Annotated in this window: 19 protein-coding genes; 13 read left to right on the top strand and 6 right to left on the bottom strand. The window is 32.9% G+C overall.

From position 1 onward, the window contains the following. Positions 1–128 precede the first annotated feature (128 nt). The 4 genes from hcp to COC46_RS09865 all read right to left on the bottom strand — a co-directional run bounded on the left by hcp (position 129) and on the right by COC46_RS09865 (position 5,258). The gene (gene hcp, locus COC46_RS09880) at positions 129–1,418 is read right to left on the bottom strand and encodes a hydroxylamine reductase (RefSeq protein WP_098809546.1); all 1,290 of its coding nucleotides are present in this window, start codon (positions 1,416–1,418) and stop codon (positions 129–131) included. Between the two features lie 593 nt (positions 1,419–2,011). Further along, the gene (locus COC46_RS09875; protein ID WP_255294864.1) at positions 2,012–3,094 is read right to left on the bottom strand and encodes a glycerophosphodiester phosphodiesterase; all 1,083 of its coding nucleotides are present in this window, start codon (positions 3,092–3,094) and stop codon (positions 2,012–2,014) included. 163 nt (positions 3,095–3,257) lie between these two features. Further along, complete coding sequence (locus tag COC46_RS09870) at positions 3,258–4,772, bottom strand: MDR family MFS transporter (protein WP_098809545.1); 1,515 nt, start codon at positions 4,770–4,772, stop codon at positions 3,258–3,260. Positions 4,773–4,784: 12 nt separating this feature from the next. Next, positions 4,785–5,258, bottom strand: a complete 474-nt coding sequence (locus COC46_RS09865; RefSeq protein ID WP_098809544.1) for a MarR family winged helix-turn-helix transcriptional regulator — start codon at positions 5,256–5,258, stop codon at positions 4,785–4,787. Positions 5,259–5,525: 267 nt separating this feature from the next. Between COC46_RS09865 and COC46_RS09860 the strand changes: the two genes are divergently transcribed. After that, positions 5,526–6,035: a GrpB family protein gene (locus COC46_RS09860; RefSeq protein WP_098809543.1), complete on the top strand. Its 510-nt coding sequence runs from the start codon at positions 5,526–5,528 to the stop codon at positions 6,033–6,035. A 26-nt stretch (positions 6,036–6,061) separates the two neighbouring features. Here COC46_RS09860 and COC46_RS09855 read toward each other — a convergent pair whose 3' ends face one another. Next, the gene (locus tag COC46_RS09855; RefSeq protein WP_098809542.1) at positions 6,062–6,970 is read right to left on the bottom strand and encodes an aldo/keto reductase; all 909 of its coding nucleotides are present in this window, start codon (positions 6,968–6,970) and stop codon (positions 6,062–6,064) included. A 37-nt stretch (positions 6,971–7,007) separates the two neighbouring features. After that, on the bottom strand, positions 7,008–7,157 hold the full coding sequence (mciZ, locus tag COC46_RS21905) for a Z-ring formation inhibitor MciZ (protein WP_129688645.1): 150 nt from the start codon (positions 7,155–7,157) through the stop codon (positions 7,008–7,010). 90 nt (positions 7,158–7,247) lie between these two features. Here mciZ and COC46_RS09850 point away from each other — a divergent pair, with 90 nt between their 5' ends. The 12 genes from COC46_RS09850 to COC46_RS09795 all read left to right on the top strand — a co-directional run bounded on the left by COC46_RS09850 (position 7,248) and on the right by COC46_RS09795 (position 18,354). After that, on the top strand, positions 7,248–7,787 hold the full coding sequence (locus COC46_RS09850; protein ID WP_098809541.1) for an NUDIX domain-containing protein: 540 nt from the start codon (positions 7,248–7,250) through the stop codon (positions 7,785–7,787). A gap of 85 nt (positions 7,788–7,872) precedes the next feature. After that, entirely contained in the window at positions 7,873–8,562 is a 690-nt protein-coding gene (locus tag COC46_RS09845; protein ID WP_098809540.1) for a DUF975 family protein, read from the top strand. 196 nt (positions 8,563–8,758) lie between these two features. Then, the gene (locus COC46_RS09840; protein ID WP_098809539.1) at positions 8,759–9,625 is read left to right on the top strand and encodes an alpha/beta fold hydrolase; all 867 of its coding nucleotides are present in this window, start codon (positions 8,759–8,761) and stop codon (positions 9,623–9,625) included. Positions 9,626–9,959: 334 nt separating this feature from the next. Then, on the top strand, positions 9,960–10,610 hold the full coding sequence (spoIIM, locus tag COC46_RS09835) for a stage II sporulation protein M (protein WP_098809538.1): 651 nt from the start codon (positions 9,960–9,962) through the stop codon (positions 10,608–10,610). A 67-nt stretch (positions 10,611–10,677) separates the two neighbouring features. Continuing rightward, entirely contained in the window at positions 10,678–11,127 is a 450-nt protein-coding gene (gene fur, locus COC46_RS09830; RefSeq protein WP_056466931.1) for a ferric iron uptake transcriptional regulator, read from the top strand. Positions 11,128–11,341: 214 nt separating this feature from the next. Beyond that, entirely contained in the window at positions 11,342–11,560 is a 219-nt protein-coding gene (locus COC46_RS09825; protein WP_098809537.1) for a YqzK family protein, read from the top strand. A 6-nt stretch (positions 11,561–11,566) separates the two neighbouring features. Beyond that, a complete protein-coding gene (xerD, locus tag COC46_RS09820; protein ID WP_098809536.1) occupies positions 11,567–12,493 on the top strand; it encodes a site-specific tyrosine recombinase XerD in 927 nt (308 codons plus the stop codon). A 197-nt stretch (positions 12,494–12,690) separates the two neighbouring features. Beyond that, positions 12,691–13,437 (top strand): type I methionyl aminopeptidase, encoded by a 747-nt coding sequence (gene map / locus COC46_RS09815; RefSeq protein ID WP_098809535.1) that lies wholly within the window; start codon positions 12,691–12,693, stop codon positions 13,435–13,437. Positions 13,438–13,805: 368 nt separating this feature from the next. Continuing rightward, on the top strand, positions 13,806–14,507 hold the full coding sequence (locus COC46_RS09810; RefSeq protein WP_098809534.1) for a TerC family protein: 702 nt from the start codon (positions 13,806–13,808) through the stop codon (positions 14,505–14,507). A gap of 283 nt (positions 14,508–14,790) precedes the next feature. Then, complete coding sequence (gene deoB, locus COC46_RS09805; RefSeq protein WP_098809533.1) at positions 14,791–15,972, top strand: phosphopentomutase; 1,182 nt, start codon at positions 14,791–14,793, stop codon at positions 15,970–15,972. 13 nt (positions 15,973–15,985) lie between these two features. Further along, entirely contained in the window at positions 15,986–16,804 is an 819-nt protein-coding gene (locus tag COC46_RS09800; protein WP_098809532.1) for a purine-nucleoside phosphorylase, read from the top strand. Between the two features lie 242 nt (positions 16,805–17,046). Further along, positions 17,047–18,354 (top strand): pyrimidine-nucleoside phosphorylase, encoded by a 1,308-nt coding sequence (locus COC46_RS09795; RefSeq protein WP_098809531.1) that lies wholly within the window; start codon positions 17,047–17,049, stop codon positions 18,352–18,354. The last annotated feature ends 405 nt before the right edge of the window (positions 18,355–18,759 follow it).

The following is an 18,759-nucleotide window of genomic DNA, read 5'->3' as shown; positions in this document are numbered from 1 at the left end:
CAACTAGTTATAGTTGTTTTTTTGTTATAGCGTCACCGCTGAAACAAACAGAATAAAAAAACTTCTCATTTAAGAGAAGTTCCAGTGTGTAGACAAAGTTTCAAAAATTTGCTTTTTCATTTAGGATTTTATCCTTGTAATATTGTTTCCAAATCGTCTTGTGCATTTGTGATTAATTTTAACCCAAATGTATCAACTAATACATTTAATACGCCTTCATTAATAAAGTCAGGGGCTTTTGGTCCGATTCGAATATCTTGGATTCCAAGGCTAAATAACCCTAATAAAATGGCCACGGCTTTTTGCTCAAACCAAGAAAGTATAATACTTACTGGCAATTCATTGACACTACAATTAAAGCTTTTTGCTAATGCAGCCGCAATTTTAATTGTTGAAATTGAATTATTGCATTGCCCTAAATCTATAAATCTAGGAATGTTTGTACCAGATACAGTACCGTAGTCTACATCATTAAAGCGGAATTTACCGCAAGATGTTGTTAAAACTACTGTATCATTTGGTAAAGAAGTTACAAGCTCACGATAATATTCTCCACCTTTTCCTGGGGCGTCACAACCTGCTACAACAAAGAAGCGTTGAATCTTTCCGTTTTTTACAGCATCTACAATTTCAGGAGCAATAGACAAAACTGTTTCGTGATGGTAACCAGTAGTCATTACTTCTTCTGATTCTATATTTGCTTCTGGTAATTCTAATGCACGTTGAATTAATGGTGAAAAATCTTCCCCTATAATCTTTGTTACTCCTTCTAATCCTGCCACTTCATACGAGAAGAAGCGATCTGCATAACTTCCCTTTATTGGCATTACACAGTTTGTGGTAGCTAAAATCGCTCCAGGGAATTTTTCAAATAAACGACGTTGATCAAACCAAGCCTTTCCTATATTACCTTTTAAATGTGGATATTTTTTCAATGCTGGATAACCGTGAGCCGGTAGCATTTCAGAGTGAGTGTATATATTTATCCCTTTCCCATCTGTTTGCTTTAACAATTCTTCTAAAGCAAATAAATTGTGACCAGTCACAACTATGCATTTTCCTTCAATTTTATTTGAAGAAACTTGTACAGGCTCAGGAATTCCAAAATGTTTTGTATGAGCTTCATCTAATAGCTCCATTACTCGAATGGCAGCTTGACCTACTTTCATAGCCATATCAATGTGTTCTTGTAAGTTAAAATTAGAATTTGTTAAAGTCATATATAAAGCTTCATGTGTTACTTGGTCAACAAATGGATCTGTATATCCTAATTGAGCTGCATGTGTACGATAAGCCGCAATTCCCTTTAACCCATAAACCATCGTATCTTGTAAACTTGCAATTGTTTCATCTTTTCCACATACACCAATAATCTTACAACCGCCTACCGGAGTTTGTTCACATTGGTTACAAAACATCATTCATCCTCCTAACAATATTTACTAACATAATTATACGTCGGCATTTAATCGTTATTTGTGACATAAATCACATAATATCGTTAAACTAACAAATAAATTATTCGAAATAAAAAAAGATATAGAAATAAGAAAAACAAGTAGAGAGGGGATAGTAGTATTAAATGGCGAGTGTCCTTATGGTGTGTTCTTAAAAGAAGTTTTTAGAGAAGTTGAATGGATTCTTGTTGTGAAATCTGGTGACTACTCGGACGGGTATAATTGTAAAGTTGACTGTGGATCATACTTTGAAATCCTAAAAAATATGAAGATAGCATGCTTTCGGTTGATTTAAAAAACGAACAAACTATAAAAATAGTTAAGAGAGGAAATAGATGGATTAATGAAGATTTATAAAGTATTTCAACGCAGTACCAAAGGAATGTGTTAGTTTAATATAATTTACAAAAGGCAGTCTAAAATAGACAGCCTTTGTAGTTCAAAAATCAACATTTGATTTAACAGTATCACATTCTAATTTTAAGTATTTTTATCATTCTTTTTGCGAGCAGTAGATTATGAGATTAATAGAGTAAAATTAAGAGATTAATGTACTATTTACCATCCGAGTAGCTTTTAGGTAACTTAAAATGATTTTGTTGCATTACAACACGTAGTCGGTCAGGGTAATCAGTTATTATTCCATCAACACCATCATCAATTAGCTTTTGCATAGTTGGTTGGTCGTCAACTGTCCATGGTATAACCTTCATACCGAATTTGTGAGCTTCTTGAACCATATTTTTAGTAATATAAGGCGTGTAATTTACATCAGTAATTTTGCCATTCTGTGGGAAACCATGTACTGGGGAAATTGCATCTACACCTAATGAATGAGCCGCAGTAACAAGATTCCCATCAAAGTCATCAATATCAATGCCACCTAACCAAGGGGATTTACCAGGTTTGCCAGGTTGTAGAAACTCTGGTCCATTAGTTAGTGCTATAAGAGGCAATCGAGGTTCAACTTCATGCATAAGCTTAAGCGCACCCCAGTCAAAACTTTGAATTGACACCTGGTTAAGCATCCCTGCTTCTCGAACTTGTTTGGCAACAATTTGAACGAATTCTTCGCGAGGGGCAGTCTGTTCAGGTGCACCAGCTTCGACTTTTGTTTCAATATTCATCCACACTTTTTTAGCTTTGTATTGCTTTACAAGATCAAATATCTCGGTTAACAGTGGCATGCGGGCACCAGGACTTAGCTGTTGACCTGGGAATTGGGGTAGACCTTTTGAACCACAATCAAGCGTCCTTACTTGTTCTAGCGTTAAGTCTTTTATGTATTTGCCAACGTATGGATATTCCGAATCACCAACGAAAGCAGGTTTAGTGTCGGAGCATTTTGCACCTGATATCTTTCGGTCGTGTGTTATGACAGCTTGATGATCCTCAGTTATTTGTACGTCTAGTTCGAGAGTGCTTACGCCGAGTTCAAGTGCTTGAGAAAAGGAAGCTAAAGTTGACTCAACTGTAAGCCCAAGTCCTCCACGGTGTGCTTGAAGGTCAAATCCTTTTGGACCAAATGACTTTAACGAATTCTGGTTCTCAAGAGTTGATTGTGCAAAAACTTGGGTAACTCCTGAATACACCATTACTGATGTCATTGCTGCTAAAATTAACTTTTTTCCATTCAATTTAAATCATCTCCTCATAGAAATCTATTACTCTATAAGAATAGATGACAAATTTAAAGTTCAGGTTATTAAAATAATAAAAATAAGTAAAAAAAATGTTGAGATATGTAAAAATAAAGAAAAAAATAAGCCAAATCCATTTAATTAGGATTTAGCTTTATTTTTATTGGGCTTTTTTCGCTCGATTTTCTTTAACTTCAAATGTTAATTTTTCTTTACCCATTAAGATAATGGCGATAAAACCTAAAGTAATCGGAATTAATGTCCATTTAAAAGTAGTTGCAACTGAATGAGCCATTGCTTCTGAGATTTTATGAAGTACTTCAGGTGGAATTTTAGCTCTTGCATCAGCTGATAATAAAGCACGTGAATCAACTTTACCAAATGCACCTAAATTACCAAGTAAATCACTTAATTTATTTTTAAACACATGGTTTTGAATCGTACCAAAAATTGTAACACCGATGGTCATACCTAATGTTCTAAAGAATGTATTTGTAGATGTAGCAATTCCTCGTTTTTGAGGTTCAATTTTGTGTTGAGTTGCCATACTTAATAATGAGAATGAACAACCCATTCCAAGACCAGCGATAATCATGTAGAACGTTACAGTAGATCGAGCAGTATCTGTATCTAATGTACTTAATAAATACATTCCTATAAAGAATAAGACAACTGATACTAACATGATGCTACGGTAACTAAACTTACGTACGGACTGACCTGCTACTTGGCTACCTACAACAGAACCAAGCATCATCGGAATTAGAATGATACCAGAATTTGTAGCTGTCCCACCATAAACTGATTGAACAAAAAGTGGGATTAATACAGTTGTAATAATAAAAGCAGAACCATAGAAAAATGCTACACCTTGAGTTGCCGCAAATAGTTGCTTTTTAAATAAACTAAATGAAATAATTGGCTCCTCAACTTTTCTTTCAATTATAATAAAGGCGATAAACAGTACTGCAAAGATTGCAAATAAAGAAATAATTGGACCAGAATTCCAATCATATTCATTTCCACCTAGTTCAAGTGCAAACATTAAACTCACAACTGAACCGACTAGCGTAATCGCACCCATCCAGTCGATTTTAAGTTTTCTTAGATGTAAATTCTCTTTATAAAACTGAGAAATTAAATATAAAGAAATGATCCCTAAAGGTAAGTTGATGTAGAAAATCCAACGCCAATCAATTTGATCAGTAATATATGCTCCGAGTAGAGGTCCAAATACACTAGAAAGACCAAAAACTGCACCAAATAAACCAGTCATTTTTCCTCGTTTTTCAGGAGGGAAAATATCGAAAATTATCGTAAAGGCAATCGGCATTAATGAGCCTCCACCAATCCCTTGAATTGCACGATAAATACTTAATTGAACAATGCTATTTGCTGTTCCACATAATGCAGAACCAATTAAGAAAATTATAAGTCCTAATAAATAAAATCGTTTACGTCCATACATATCTGATAACTTACCAAAAATCGGCATACTTGCCATTGTAGCAACCAAATATGCAGAGGTTACCCAAATAAATTGGTCTAAACCACCTAGTTCTCCAACAATTGTAGGCATCGAAGCTGAAACAATTGTGTTATCCATAGCCGCCATCAACATTCCTAATAATAGTCCTGCAACGACAAAGCCAACCTTGCTCTCTTTAGAAACCATCAAGTTTCCCCCTTACTCACAGCGATTTAATTTTTTTGTCTCTTTTGGAATTAACTCATTAATATCATTCCAAAATCTAAATAATAATGTTAACTCTTCATCATCGTACTGGTTAAAAATATTAGAAAGAGAGTCAGATAATGGTTTGAAAAGATCTGCTAATTCATCATCACGCTCATAAACAGGTTGAATAATCACACGTCTACGGTCATTAGGATCTTGAATTCGTTCAACAAGTTTGACTTTTTCAAGTCGGTCAATAACGCCTGTAATCGCACCAGTAGTAAGATGTGTTAATTGAGATAACTTTCCTGCTGTAATTGGACCAGTGTGGCAAAGTAACTCTCGACATCTTAAATCAGTCGCATTTAAATGTAGGTTAGAGGCAAGCCCTTCGTTAAAAAGAACGATTGAAGTGCTAAATTTTCTAAATTCCATTATTAGTGACGGAATAAACTCGCTTCTGCTGATTGGTTTTTCGGACATTGCATTCTCTCCTTAAAATATAGGAAGTACTATAAAAAGTTAATGTAACTAAATATCTTAGTAACTAAAATAATTATAATTCAAAGAAACCAATTAAAGTAGAAATTGAGAGTATTTTAACCAAAATTTAATTTAGTATTAAATTGCGATTTTTGAGCATTTTCGAGTTGGAAAAACAATGAAAAATGAAGGTGAATTAATCAATAAATAAGAGCTCATTAACGAATGCTATAAAAATAAGTTAATTAAAAAATGTAGGTGTATTTGATGAAAAAGAAGATTGAAATCGTACCTTATCGCACTTCATGGGAAGAAGATTTTCAAACTGAAAAAAAGACTATTGATTTGTTATTACAAGAAAAAGCAGCAATTTACCACATTGGAAGTACTTCGATTCCAAATATGTTTGCAGAGCCTATCATTGATATGATGATTGTCGTGAAAAGCTTAAAAAAGTTTGATGAATATAGCGATGTATTACTAACCTTAGGATACGAACAGATGGGTGATCAATGCAATCAAGACAGAAGATTTTTTATAAAATGTGATGAAAAGTGCAGTTTTCATATTCAAGTATATGCTGAAGGGAATACTGCAATCGAACGAAATATTGCATTTAGGGAATATATGATTGCTCATACCGATCAAGCAATAGAATATATAAAATTAAAAAAAGAACTTGTAAAAAACAATCCTAAAAGTAAAGAAGAATATAAAAGAGGTCGAAAAGAGTTTATAGATGATATCGATCAAAAAGCAGGTGAATGGAAGAAATAACTCCTTCCATCTAAGGAAGGAGTAGTTTAACGATGATCCTCATACTTTGTGAAATGCGAAATTTCTTTAATATGAGTGAGTTGAATTGAATTTAAAGGTTTCGAATTATAGGCATTCAGATTGTCCATTAGTTGTTCTTTATTTCGAGCACCAACAGCTAATGATGAAACTGCTTTATGACTAAGTAGATAGTGTAAAGCTAAGCTATGTAAAGATTGTTCTTCATCTAGCAGTTGGAGAAGTTTGAATATAGTTTCTTTGCATTCATATTCGGAATACGACAGATAACCCTTATTAGTCAGTTTTTCATCCCATTTACTAGTTAATAGTCCTTTTGCGACTGAACCGCGTGCAATGACAGAAATATTGTTACCCTCAAAAAGTGGGAAAAATTCTTCAGGTCTACGCTCTAACACATTGTATTGCATCATCACACCTTGTATAGATGAATGATTTACAAAACGATTTATCACATTAGGTCGAATAGAAGAGATACCATAATAACGAATTAAACCTTCTTTTACAAGTTCATCAAACGTATCAATCGTTTCTTCATATTGATCTTCAATCGTTCCACCGTGTAGCTGATAATAATCAATATAGTCGGTATTAAGTCTGCTTAAACTGTCCTGCACAGCATCTTTAATGTATGTTCTTGATGGATCCCAGTGCCACTTATCGTTTGACTCATTCCAACGGTTGCCGACCTTCGTTGCAATAATGACTTGATTTCTGCGACCCTTTAATGCTTTTCCTACGATTTCTTCGTTTTTGCCAAAATCATATAAATCAGCTGTATCAAAGTAATTAATACCAGCATCGATTGCTGCATGAATTGTTGAAATTGCCTCACTTTCTTTTGTTCCAAGTGACATACAACCTAAACCGATTTCGGATATCTCTAATAATGTAGAACCAAGTTTACGTTTTTTCATATCAATCCCTCCAAGTTTAATTGTAGGGAAAAGAGAATTATTTTACAACATAGAGTAACTTGCCATTGGAATTTTGAATCCATTCTTGAACCGTTTTATATTGCATGCCAATAACTTCAAGAGTTTTTAAAATTTCTGTTTTGGAGCCTACAAGGACAACAGAATTTTCCGTCATACACATTTTCATCAGACTACCTCTCTTCAAAAAGTATTTTGACTAAATAAATGATAAAATGTATGTGACAACCCTATAAATTAGAACAAGGTGATGAAAAAAATGAAAAAATTTGAAGAAAAAACACTAGCAGAAGAAAAAATATTCACTGGAAGAGTTATCTCTCTTTATCATCAAAAAGTAGAACTGCCTAACGGAAATACTGGCACACGTGAAATTGTTAAGCACCCTGGGGCAGTAGCTGTTATTCCAATTACTGATGAAGGCAAGATTGTTTTTGTAGAACAATACCGAAAAGCACTAGAAAGAAGTCTTCTAGAAATCCCTGCTGGAAAATTAGAAAAAGGTGAAGAACCACTTGTAACGGCTAAAAGAGAGCTAGAAGAAGAAACTGGTTATGAAGCAGAGGAGTGGGAACACATACAATCTTTTTTTACTTCACCAGGATTTGCAGACGAGTACATACATATATATGTAGCAAAAGGATTAAAGAAATTAGAAAATAGTGCAGCTTTGGATGAGGATGAATTTGTCGAAATTTTTGAGCTTACAATAGAAGAATGTCTAGAAGAGCTAAAAAAGGGATCAATACATGATGCGAAAACATGCTATGCAGTCCAATATTTACAATTATTAAAATAAGATTAAGTAAAAATAAAAATAATTCTCAAAAATTGGTAATAAATATGTTAGAAGGAAGTGATATTTTTGGGAGAGGAATGAGTAGATGAGAATTTCATCAATTAAAAGAACAGCTAAAAATCGACTATCTGGAAATTGGGGAAAAGCGATTTTGACGCTCGTATTATTTGGTGTAATACAAGGACTTATTAATATGATACTTAATGGGCCAGTTAATTCCCATTATACTGGGACTGTATTTCCAAATCCTGATCAACAAGAATTAGTCCCAGGCGGAGTACAATCAGTTATAGAGATTATTTCATGGATTGTGAATACATTACTAGGATATGGTTTGATTGTTTACTTTTTAAAACTCGTTCGCGATGAGGAAAAAAGCATAGGGGATTTATTTTACTATTATAAAAATGGAAAACAATTTGGAAGAGCAATTTTAGTTGGGTTTTTAGTAACTGTGTTTACAATATTATGGACATTATTATTAGTAATACCTGGAATCATCAAGTCGATTGCTTATTCACAAGTTGGCTATATTCTAAAAGATCATCCAGATATGAATGCATTAGATGCAATTACGCTAAGTAGAAGAATGATGGATGGGTACAAATGGAAATTCTTCTTATTGGGCCTTTCATTCATCGGTTGGCTTCTTTTAATCATTATTACTTTGGGGCTTGCTTTATTTTATGTAGGACCTTATTTCTATGCTTCACAAGCCCAATTTTATGAAGAAGTAAAAGGAGCTTATGAAGAAAAAAATGAAACAATTCAATAAGTTAAATTAACTGAGTAAGAAAATCAAATTTTTGGGACTTTGTCTACACACTGAGACGTTAAAAATATTTTAACGTCTTTTTGACGTTGCTAATGCTTTATCGAAAAATAGTATATATGTTAAGCTAAAGAAAAATAGAAAACAAGAAAAATGAATACAATAAGAAAAATAATCAAAAACGTTGAAGGTGAGAATATTGTTAGTTACTGGTGAACTCGGCACATATCACGTTCGAGTAAAAGGTGATGGTAAAGTTACAGTCCTTTTAGAATGTGGGATGATGCATACACTTCATCAATGGAAGTATTTACAAGAAGAGTTGAGTAAGTATGCCAAAGTTATAACGTATGATCGATTAGGTTATGGAAAAAGTGGAATATGGACGTCAGAGCGCTCAACAGAGCAACAAGCATTTGAATGCTATGATATTTTATTAGCACTAAATATTAAAAGTCCATTAATTGCTGTGGGACATTCATTGGGGGCATATATTGTATTTCAATTATCTCGGCTCTTTCCAAATGCTATTCAATCAATGATTTTACTAGACCCAACACATCCAACACTAGAGGAGCATGAGCAGAAAATATATGATAAAGTACTCTATCGATTTGCATTAATGATGAAGAAAGCGAATCAATTTAAGATAACTAAAGCTATTCCAAATAAATTCATAAATAAACTACTGAATACCGATCCTGAAAACCGATCTGATATACTTAGCTCAATTAAAAGCTTTAAGCATTGGAAGACGGTTGTCAGTGAATGGAAAAACTTAAGTTATAGCAACAGACGTATAAAAGATGCATTAAAAATAAACATTAATACACCTTTACTAGTTTTAACTGCTTCGAATCAAAGTGGATTACAATTCAATGCAAAGAAAAAAAAGAAATTACTAAATATAGTTGAAAAATATCATAAAGAATATTGCGAAACAACGAATCAAGGTATTCATAAAACACTAGAAGGCCACAATCATTCAACTATTTATGGTAACAATGAAGAGAATGCAAAAACAATTAGTCAAATTATTAAAACGTATATAGATTTATTAAACTAAAAAAAGCTGTTTAAGTCGTCCCAGACTTAAGCAGCTTTTTTTATGAATTAGATAAATTACGGTAACTTTTTTTAAAGCTAACATGAAAAAACTTATTAAAGTAATGATCTAAATTACCTAATTGAAGCATGAACATGCAGTGGTAATCAACGTTCTTCTTTCTTAGATAAGATGTCACAAATCAAAAGCAGATTATTAGTTGTTTATTTTAAGGAATAAACTTGTTCATAAATTCTCTTAACGATCGTAATTCTTTAGACTTTTATAAATAAATAGAATAAATTACTTGTCCACTCATAAAATGAAGAGAGAATATAGTCCAGGAGATGATATCATGACAAGAAGCTCAATCCAATCAACGATGAAAAAACATGTTAAAGATTATTTGTCACTCTATATTTTTGTTAGTGTGATTTTACTTTTTGGAGTAGTGTTTGGAGCGGTTATTGTTAATAGTATGAATGTGAGCCAAAAGCAGGATATTCTATCCTTTATTACACATTTTTTTGGACAAGTTAATAATGGAGATTATATTAGTGGGAATGAAGTATTCCTATCTAGCTATTCTTCGCATTTGAAGTTTTTAGCGTTAATTTGGGTATTAGGAATTTCAATAATTGGATTACCAATCATTCTTATTTTATTATTTATGAAAGGGTTGGTAGTTGGATTTACTGTTGGTTTTTTAGTAAATCAATTAGGTTGGCACGGTATTTTATTAGCTTTTTCTTCTGTATTCCCACAAAATGTTATTGTATTACCATTATATATACTACTAACGGTTTTAGCTGTTCAGCTTTCCATTCGGATGATTCGAAAGCAATTTATTAAAAACGATAATGAACCAATTATGAAACAATTAGTCTCATATTCTATTGTTTTCGGATTAGTTGCGGTTTGCTTAAGTATTGCAAGTATTATTGAGGCATATGGTTCAACTTATTTTTTAAAAGCCATCTCAGAAATAATTGTTACAAAAAATTAACAAATAATTTTTGACACTTTCTCTTTCTTTGTTATAATTATTATCAAGTGGCGAGGGAGTGAAAAGAATGGAAGAACGAGTTGAACGAATAAAGAAACAACTACATTTAGCAGGATATAAATTAACACCACAACGGGAATCCACTGTTCGTGTTTTATTAGAAAACGAAGAAGATCACCTTAGTGCAGAAGATGTTTACCTCCTAGTGAAAGAAAAATCGCCGGAAATTGGACTTGCTACTGTTTATCGTACGTTAGAATTACTAACTGAGTTAACAATTGTTGATAAAATAAATTTTGGTGATGGAGTTTCTAGATACGACTTAAGACATGAAGGTGCTCAACATTTTCACCATCATTTAATATGCACGGTTTGCGGAGCAGTAGATGAAATTCATGAAAATCTATTAAGTGAAGTTGAAAAGACAGTTGAAGAACGTTGGAATTTTAAAATTAAAGATCATCGATTATCATTTCATGGTGTATGTCATCGTTGCCATGATCAAAACGAAGAGTAATAAAATGATTTTAATTTATTAAAATCATTTTATTTTTAATTCTTAAAAAGTAGAGCAGTTCAATAAAAAGAGTCTGCTCTTTTTTACGTCTTTAAAAAAAGACACTGGATATGATGAATGTTAATTTTTACTATTTATTGAAGTATGATTTGTCCAATTTTTGCATAGTATGTAGTAATGATGTCTTTACTTCTAGCAAAAAGGTGGTGGTCATATGAAAAAAAGAGCAAGTATTGTTTTTAATGTAATAAAAATTGCAATTTTATTCATCACATGCACAATTTTATTTTATTTTGCTATTCAATGGATTCATTCTGAATATGAAAATATGCATCGATATGACCGACCAGAAGGCTCTATGTTAAAGGTGGACAATCATCAGAAGGATGGTGCGCTTAACCAATTGGTACGGTTTTATCAAAACGGGGAGTAATGTAATGTGACAACGACTGATAAAACACCTTTTAAAAAAGAGTTTGATTTTGCAGCAGAGGATTATATCCATTTTATCCAAGTTGAAAAAGGTTTATCTAAAAATACAATTCTATCATATAGTAAAGATTTGGAAAGCTACGGAAAATATTTGGACGTTGTTGAAAATATAAATGGTCTTTCAAATATAACTAGGATACATATTATTAGTTATTTAAAATATTTAAAAGAAAGAGATTTAACGGCTCGAACGATGGCTCGTCAATTAGCAACAATTCGCTCATTTCATCAATTTTTAATTCGTGAAGTTGATGGAATGAAAGACGATCCTTCATTATTAATAGAAATTCCAAAAGCGCCTAAAGTGCTTCCAAAGGTTTTATCACTACAGGAAGTAGAGGCTTTATTAGAAGTACCTAATCATTCAACATTTGGATTAAGAGATAAAGCAATGTTAGAATTGTTATATGCTACAGGAATGCGTGTGTCAGAGTTATTATCATTAAATTTATCTGACATTAATTTAACGATGGGATTTGTTCGATGCTTAGGTAAAGGAAGTAAGGAAAGAATCATTCCTTTAGGTAAGCTAGCGATTGAATCAATTGAAAACTATTTAAGATTAGCGAGAAAAGAATTAACTGGAAAAACAAATAATGATGCTTTTTTCTTAAATCATCATGGAAATAGAATGTCTAGACAAGGATTTTGGAAAAATTTAAAAAAACAAGCTGAAAAAGCAAATATTCAGCATGAATTAACACCGCATACTTTACGTCATTCATTTGCAACACATTTATTAGAAAATGGAGCTGATTTGAGATCGGTTCAAGAAATGTTAGGACATGCAGATATATCTACAACACAAATTTATACTCATGTTACGAAAAATAGACTGAAGGATGTTTACAAAGAGTTTCATCCAAGAGCTTAAATATAGACAGATAACAAGGACTGGCAGAAAGAAATTTTTCATTTAGTCTAAAACATTATATTTTGGGACTTTGTTTAAACATTAAGAGCTTAAATTAAGCTCTTTTTTCTTTTAAAATGATTGTTATATTGTAAAAAGCGTAATATATTAAATTAATCATAGATGAACTGAACTAGGTTATTGAGAGGATGAATAAAATGATTACAATTAAGACTGAACGTGAAATTAACTTAATGAATGAAGCAGGGAAATTATTAGCTGCTACACATAAGGAAATTGCAAAAATGATCAAACCAGGTATTACAACTTGGGAAATCGATCAATTCGTAGAAAAGTTTTTAGCTGAAAACGGAGCGAAGCCAGAGCAAAAAGGGTATCGAGGTTATGAATATGCAACTTGCGCATCAATTAATGACGAAATTTGCCACGGATTTCCTCGTAAAAAACCGTTAAAAGATGGAGATATTGTTACCATTGATATGGTTGTAAATTTAAATGGAGCACTTGCTGATTCTGCTTGGACTTACGGTGTGGGGAATATTTCCAAAGAAAACATAGAATTATTAAAAGTAACCGAAGAATGCTTATATAAAGGTATTGAACAGGCTGTAGTAGGTAATCGTATAGGAGATATTGGCTTTGCGATTCAATCTTACGCAGAATCATTAGATTATTCTGTAGTGCGTGATTTTACTGGCCACGGTATCGGACCGACTTTGCATGAAGAACCATATGTCCCACATTTCGGTTTGGCAGGGAAAGGATTAAGACTTCGAGAAGGAATGGTTATTACGATCGAACCGATGATTAATTTAGGATCTTGGCACTCAACAATGGATAGTAACGGCTGGACAGCAAGAACAAGAGATGGTAAAAATTCAGCTCAATATGAACATACATTAGCCATAACAAGTAATGGACCAAAAATTTTAACAAAGCAATAAATTTTTAAGTAAAATATTGACATTGAATGGTCATGTAAATATAAATATTATGAATGCGTAAAAGGTTGTTAACGAGAAAACCTTAAATTAAAAATGTATTAAAATCTATTGACATAATGGACTAGGTCGAATAGTATTATATTATTAACAAACAATCGAATACTCCAAAGGGGAGTAGCGTCAGGAGAAATCCTGAAACAAAGTCGTCAGTTCATGAGAAACTTTTCTCATCGGCTTTGTTGGCATACCTATTGTATGCTCAGCAAGACCTTTGCCGTAGATCTACAACTATTGGCAAGGGTCTTTTTATTTTGTAGGCACGGGTACAGGTTGTTTACTAAAATAGTAGTTTATAAGGGGGAAGAGACATGGATTTATTTGAAGGATTAAGTTTAGGTGTACTACTAAATGTAATTTTTATCGACCTGTTATTAAGTGGTGATAATGCTATTCTAATTGCATTAGCAGCAAAGAATTTACCAGGAGATCAAAAGAAAAAAGCAGTTTTATATGGTACAGCTGGTGCGATTGGACTACGCATTATATTTGCAGCAGTAGTCGTATTTTTACTAAAAATCCCATTAATTTATGCATTTGGAGGTTTAATGTTATTATGGATTGCATTTAAATTATTAGTCGATGATGCAGGACACGATGACGTTAAAAGCGGTGCTACATTATGGGGAGCAATTAAAACAATTATCATTGCAGATGCTTTAATGAGTCTTGACAATGTTTTAGCTTTAGCTGGTGTATCACACGGTAATATAGTTGCAATCGTTGTTGGGATCTTAATTTCAATTCCAATTATCGTAGGTGGAAGCTCGTTATTAATGAAAGTAATGAACAAATTCCCTATTATTACAACAATTGGTTCTGGTATTTTAGCTTGGACTGCAGCAGGTATGATTACTCATGACAAAATGATAAAAGATGTTTTTGAAAATGAAACAATCACTACTATCTTTAAAATTGGAATGACTTTAATCGTAGTAGTAGCAGGTACAATTGTTGCTAAAAGAAAAGCTCAAAAACAACAAATTGCAAATTCTCAAGATCAAACAGCATAATTCATTAAATGGCCCAGTTAAAATAGCTGGGCTTTTATTTTTGTTCAATTTTCAGGGTGAAAAAATTAACAGATTATCATGATTAGTATCTAGAAAAAAAGAATTTATATTTAAGAAATTTTTATGTCAAATTACAGTAATCTGGGGAATTATAGTATCAATAGACACAAATTGGAAAATATAATCCTTGAAAAGAAATAGGACAATAAGTATACTTTAGTTGTCAGACATCTGACGCTATTGTTATGTTTCAGTTTGTTTTGATGAGTTAGGAGGAAAACAAATGAATAAAAAATTTAATAGAGTGTTCCTCGTTGTTATGGATTCTGTAGGGATTGGAGAAGCTCCTGATGCAGAAAAATTTAATGATGTTGGTTCAGATACACTAGGTCATATTGCTGAAGAAATGAATGGATTACATATGCCGAACATGGCAAAACTAGGTTTAAGTAACATCAGAGAATTGAATGGGATTCCAAAAGCTGATCAACCACTTGCCTATTATACAAAAATGGAAGAATCATCAGTAGGAAAAGACACAATGACCGGCCATTGGGAATTGATGGGTTTACATATTGATAAACCATTTAAAGTATTTGCAGATGGTTTCCCTAAAGAATTAATAAGTGAATTAGAAGGTCATTTTGATCGTAAAATAATTGGGAATAAACCAGCTTCAGGGACAGAGATTTTAGTTGAACTTGGTGAGCAACATATGAAAACAGGTGATTTAATCGTCTATACGTCTGCTGATTCAGTTTTACAAATTGCAGCTCATGAAGAAATTGTACCTTTAGAAGATTTGTATCGTTATTGTGAGATTGCTCGTAAATTAACATTAGATGATCCATACATGATTGGTCGTGTAATTGCGAGACCATTTGTAGGTGAACCTGGAAACTTCAAACGTACACCGAATCGTCATGACTATGCATTAAAACCATTTGGACGTACAGTTATGAATGAGCTGAAGGATGCAAATTTTGATGTAATCTCAATAGGTAAAATTGCAGATATCTTTGATGGAGAAGGTATTACGAAAGCTTTACGTACTGTTTCAAATATGGATGGTATGGATAAATTAATTGATACATTAAAAATGGACTTCAAAGGATTAAGCTTCTTAAATTTAGTTGACTTTGATGCAGTTTATGGTCATCGTCGTGATCCATTAGGTTACGGAAAAGCACTTGAAGAGTATGATGCAAGACTACCGGAAGTATTTGAACTAATGAAAGATGATGATTTATTAATCATTACTGCTGATCATGGTAATGACCCAACCTTCCATGGTACAGACCACACAAGAGAATATGTACCATTACTTGTTTATAGTAAACAGTTTTCAGAAGGTAAAGAATTAGAAATACCGAAAACTTTTGCTGATGTTGGGGCGACAATTGCAGAAAACTTTAGTATTAAAATGCCATCACATGGATCAAGTTTTTTAGAAAAATTGAGATAAGGTGGAGTTATATATGAATAAAGAAAATATCGATAAAGCCGCTAGTTTTATTAAAAGTAAGGTTGACAGACAGCCTAAAATTGGATTGATTCTAGGTTCAGGCTTAGGAATTCTAGTAGATGAAATAGAAAACCAAGAAAAAATTCCGTATCATACGATTCCTGAATATCCAACATCAACAGTGGAAGGTCATGAAGGTCAACTAGTATTCGGAACAATTCATGGTATTGAAGTAGTAGCAATGCAAGGGAGAGTTCACTTCTATGAAGGCTACAGCATGGAAAAAGTTACGTTCCCAGTACGTATTATGAAAGAATTAGGTGTAGAAAAATTAATCGTAACAAATGCAGCAGGTGGAGTTAATACTTCATTTGAGCCTGGTGATTTAATGTTAATTACAGACCACATCAACTTTACAGGTACAAGCCCATTAATTGGACCAAATAATCCAGAGCTTGGTGTTCGTTTTGTTGATATGTCATATCCGTATGACCGTGAATTAAGAGAACTGGCTAAAGATGCTGCGAAGGAAGTAAATGTTAAGATGCAAGAGGGAGTTTATGCTGCATTAACAGGACCTTCTTATGAAACACCAGCTGAAATTCGTATGTTTAGAACATTAGGTGCTGATGCGGTAGGTATGTCTACAGTATCTGAAGTAATTGTTGCTCGACATGCTGAATTACGTGTACTTGGTATTTCATGTATTTCAAACATGGCAGCAGGTATTTTAGACCAACCTCTAAACCATGAAGAAGTAATTGAAACAACCCAAAAAGTAAGAGCATCATTTTTATCATTAGTAAAAGAAATTATCCGCAAAATCGGTTAATAGAAAGTTTTTTAATCATACAAAAAAAGTTTACGAAAAATAAAAGGACTTCTGCATTTTGTAGAAGTCACGGTGTGTAGACAAAACACAAAAGCTTGATTTTCAAACGGTAATGAGCACCGCAGATAGGCGATGCAACGAAGAAAGCGAGCGTTTGTCAACAGTTTGGGACTTCTGCATTTTGTAGAAGTCACTTTTCATTAGAAGTAATATACACAAATTAGAAAGAGGCGTTTCCAAAAATGAGAATGGTAGATTTAATCGAAAAAAAGCGAGATGGAAAAACATTAACAACAGAAGAAATCAATTTTGTCATTAAAGGCTTTACTGACGGTAGTGTACCTGATTATCAAATGAGTGCTTTTGCGATGGCTGTATTTTTAAAGGGCATGACAGAGAAAGAATATAGTGATTTAACAATGGCTATGGTTCATTCTGGTGATACAATCGATCTTTCAAATATTGAAGGAATCAAAGTAGATAAACATTCAACTGGCGGTGTAGGTGATACAACTACACTAGTATTAGGACCATTAGTAGCATCTTTAGATATTCCAGTTGCTAAAATGAGTGGACGTGGATTAGGTCACACAGGTGGTACGATCGATAAATTAGAAGCAGTAGAAGGGTTCCATGTAGAATTAACAGAAGATGAATTTATTAAACAAGTTAATGATATTAAAGTAGCTGTTATCGGACAAACAGGAGACTTAACTCCTGCTGATAAAAAGTTATATGCATTACGTGATGTAACAGCAACTGTTAACTCAATCCCATTAATTTCAAGTTCAATTATGAGCAAAAAAATTGCTGCTGGTGCTGACGCAATAGTTTTAGATGTTAAAACTGGTGCAGGTGCATTTATGAAAGATATCGATGATGCACGTGATTTAGCAAAAGCGATGGTTAAAATTGGAAACAACGTTGGTAGACAAACTGTTGCAGTAATTTCAGATATGAGTCAACCATTAGGTTTTGCAATTGGTAATGCTTTAGAAGTTAAAGAAGCTATTGACACATTAAAAGGCGAAGGTCCAAAAGATCTAGAAGAATTATGCTTAGTTTTAGGTAGCCAAATGGTCGTATTAGCTAAAAAAGCGGACACATTAGAAGAAGCAAGAGCTAAACTGTTAGAAAATATGAAAAACGGAAAAGCTTTAGAAGTATTTAAAGCATTTTTAGTAGCGCAAGGTGGAGACGGTTCAGTAGTAGATGATCCATCAAAACTACCACAAGCTAAATATTTAAAAGAAGTAGTAGCACAGCAAGATGGTTATGTTTCACGAATCGTAGCTGATGCTGTAGGAACTGCTGCAATGAAACTAGGTGCTGGCCGTGCTACAAAAGAATCTGTTATTGACTTAGCAGTTGGCTTAATGCTAAACAAAAAAGTTGGCGATGCAGTTAAAAAAGGCGATTCACTAGTAACTGTTTATTCAAACACAGAAGATATTAGTGAAGTAGAAAAAGACTTACTAGAAAATATTAAAATTTCTTCTGAAAAAGTAGAAGAACCTACTTTAGTTTATGATTTAATTATGGAAGCATAAAATGATTAAAAGCTATTCTCAGGAAATAAAATGAGAATAGCTTTTTTATTACGGCAGAAATGAAAAACAAAAAGAGTAGTGGTTATAAGGTCTGATCTGCAAATAAGTCTTATAGCAGCGCAAATAAGAAGGGCTAACCGTGCAAATAAAAGGTGCTATGGTGCAAATAATTGAAGAACTGCAAATAAAATTTGATAATCGCGATTAAAATTGACAAAACAGCAATTAAATTTCAAGAATAGCAAATAAAATTAGCAAAACTGCAATTAAAACTAAAGAAATCGCAAATAAGATGAAAAATTACCCATACCAGTTACGGTATAATAGCTTACAAATGATAAAATTTAGTCAGTTTAATTGGAAAAAAGCAAATTTGATCTAAATCTTTAAAAATTAGGCTCTGTT

Origin of the sequence: Bacillus sp. AFS041924, from assembly GCF_002577195.1 — a bacterium.
GTDB lineage: Bacteria > Bacillota > Bacilli > Bacillales > Bacillaceae_G > Gottfriedia.
The sequence above is the reverse complement of the archived record's forward strand: the minus strand, read 5'-3'. Positions and strand labels throughout refer to the sequence as shown.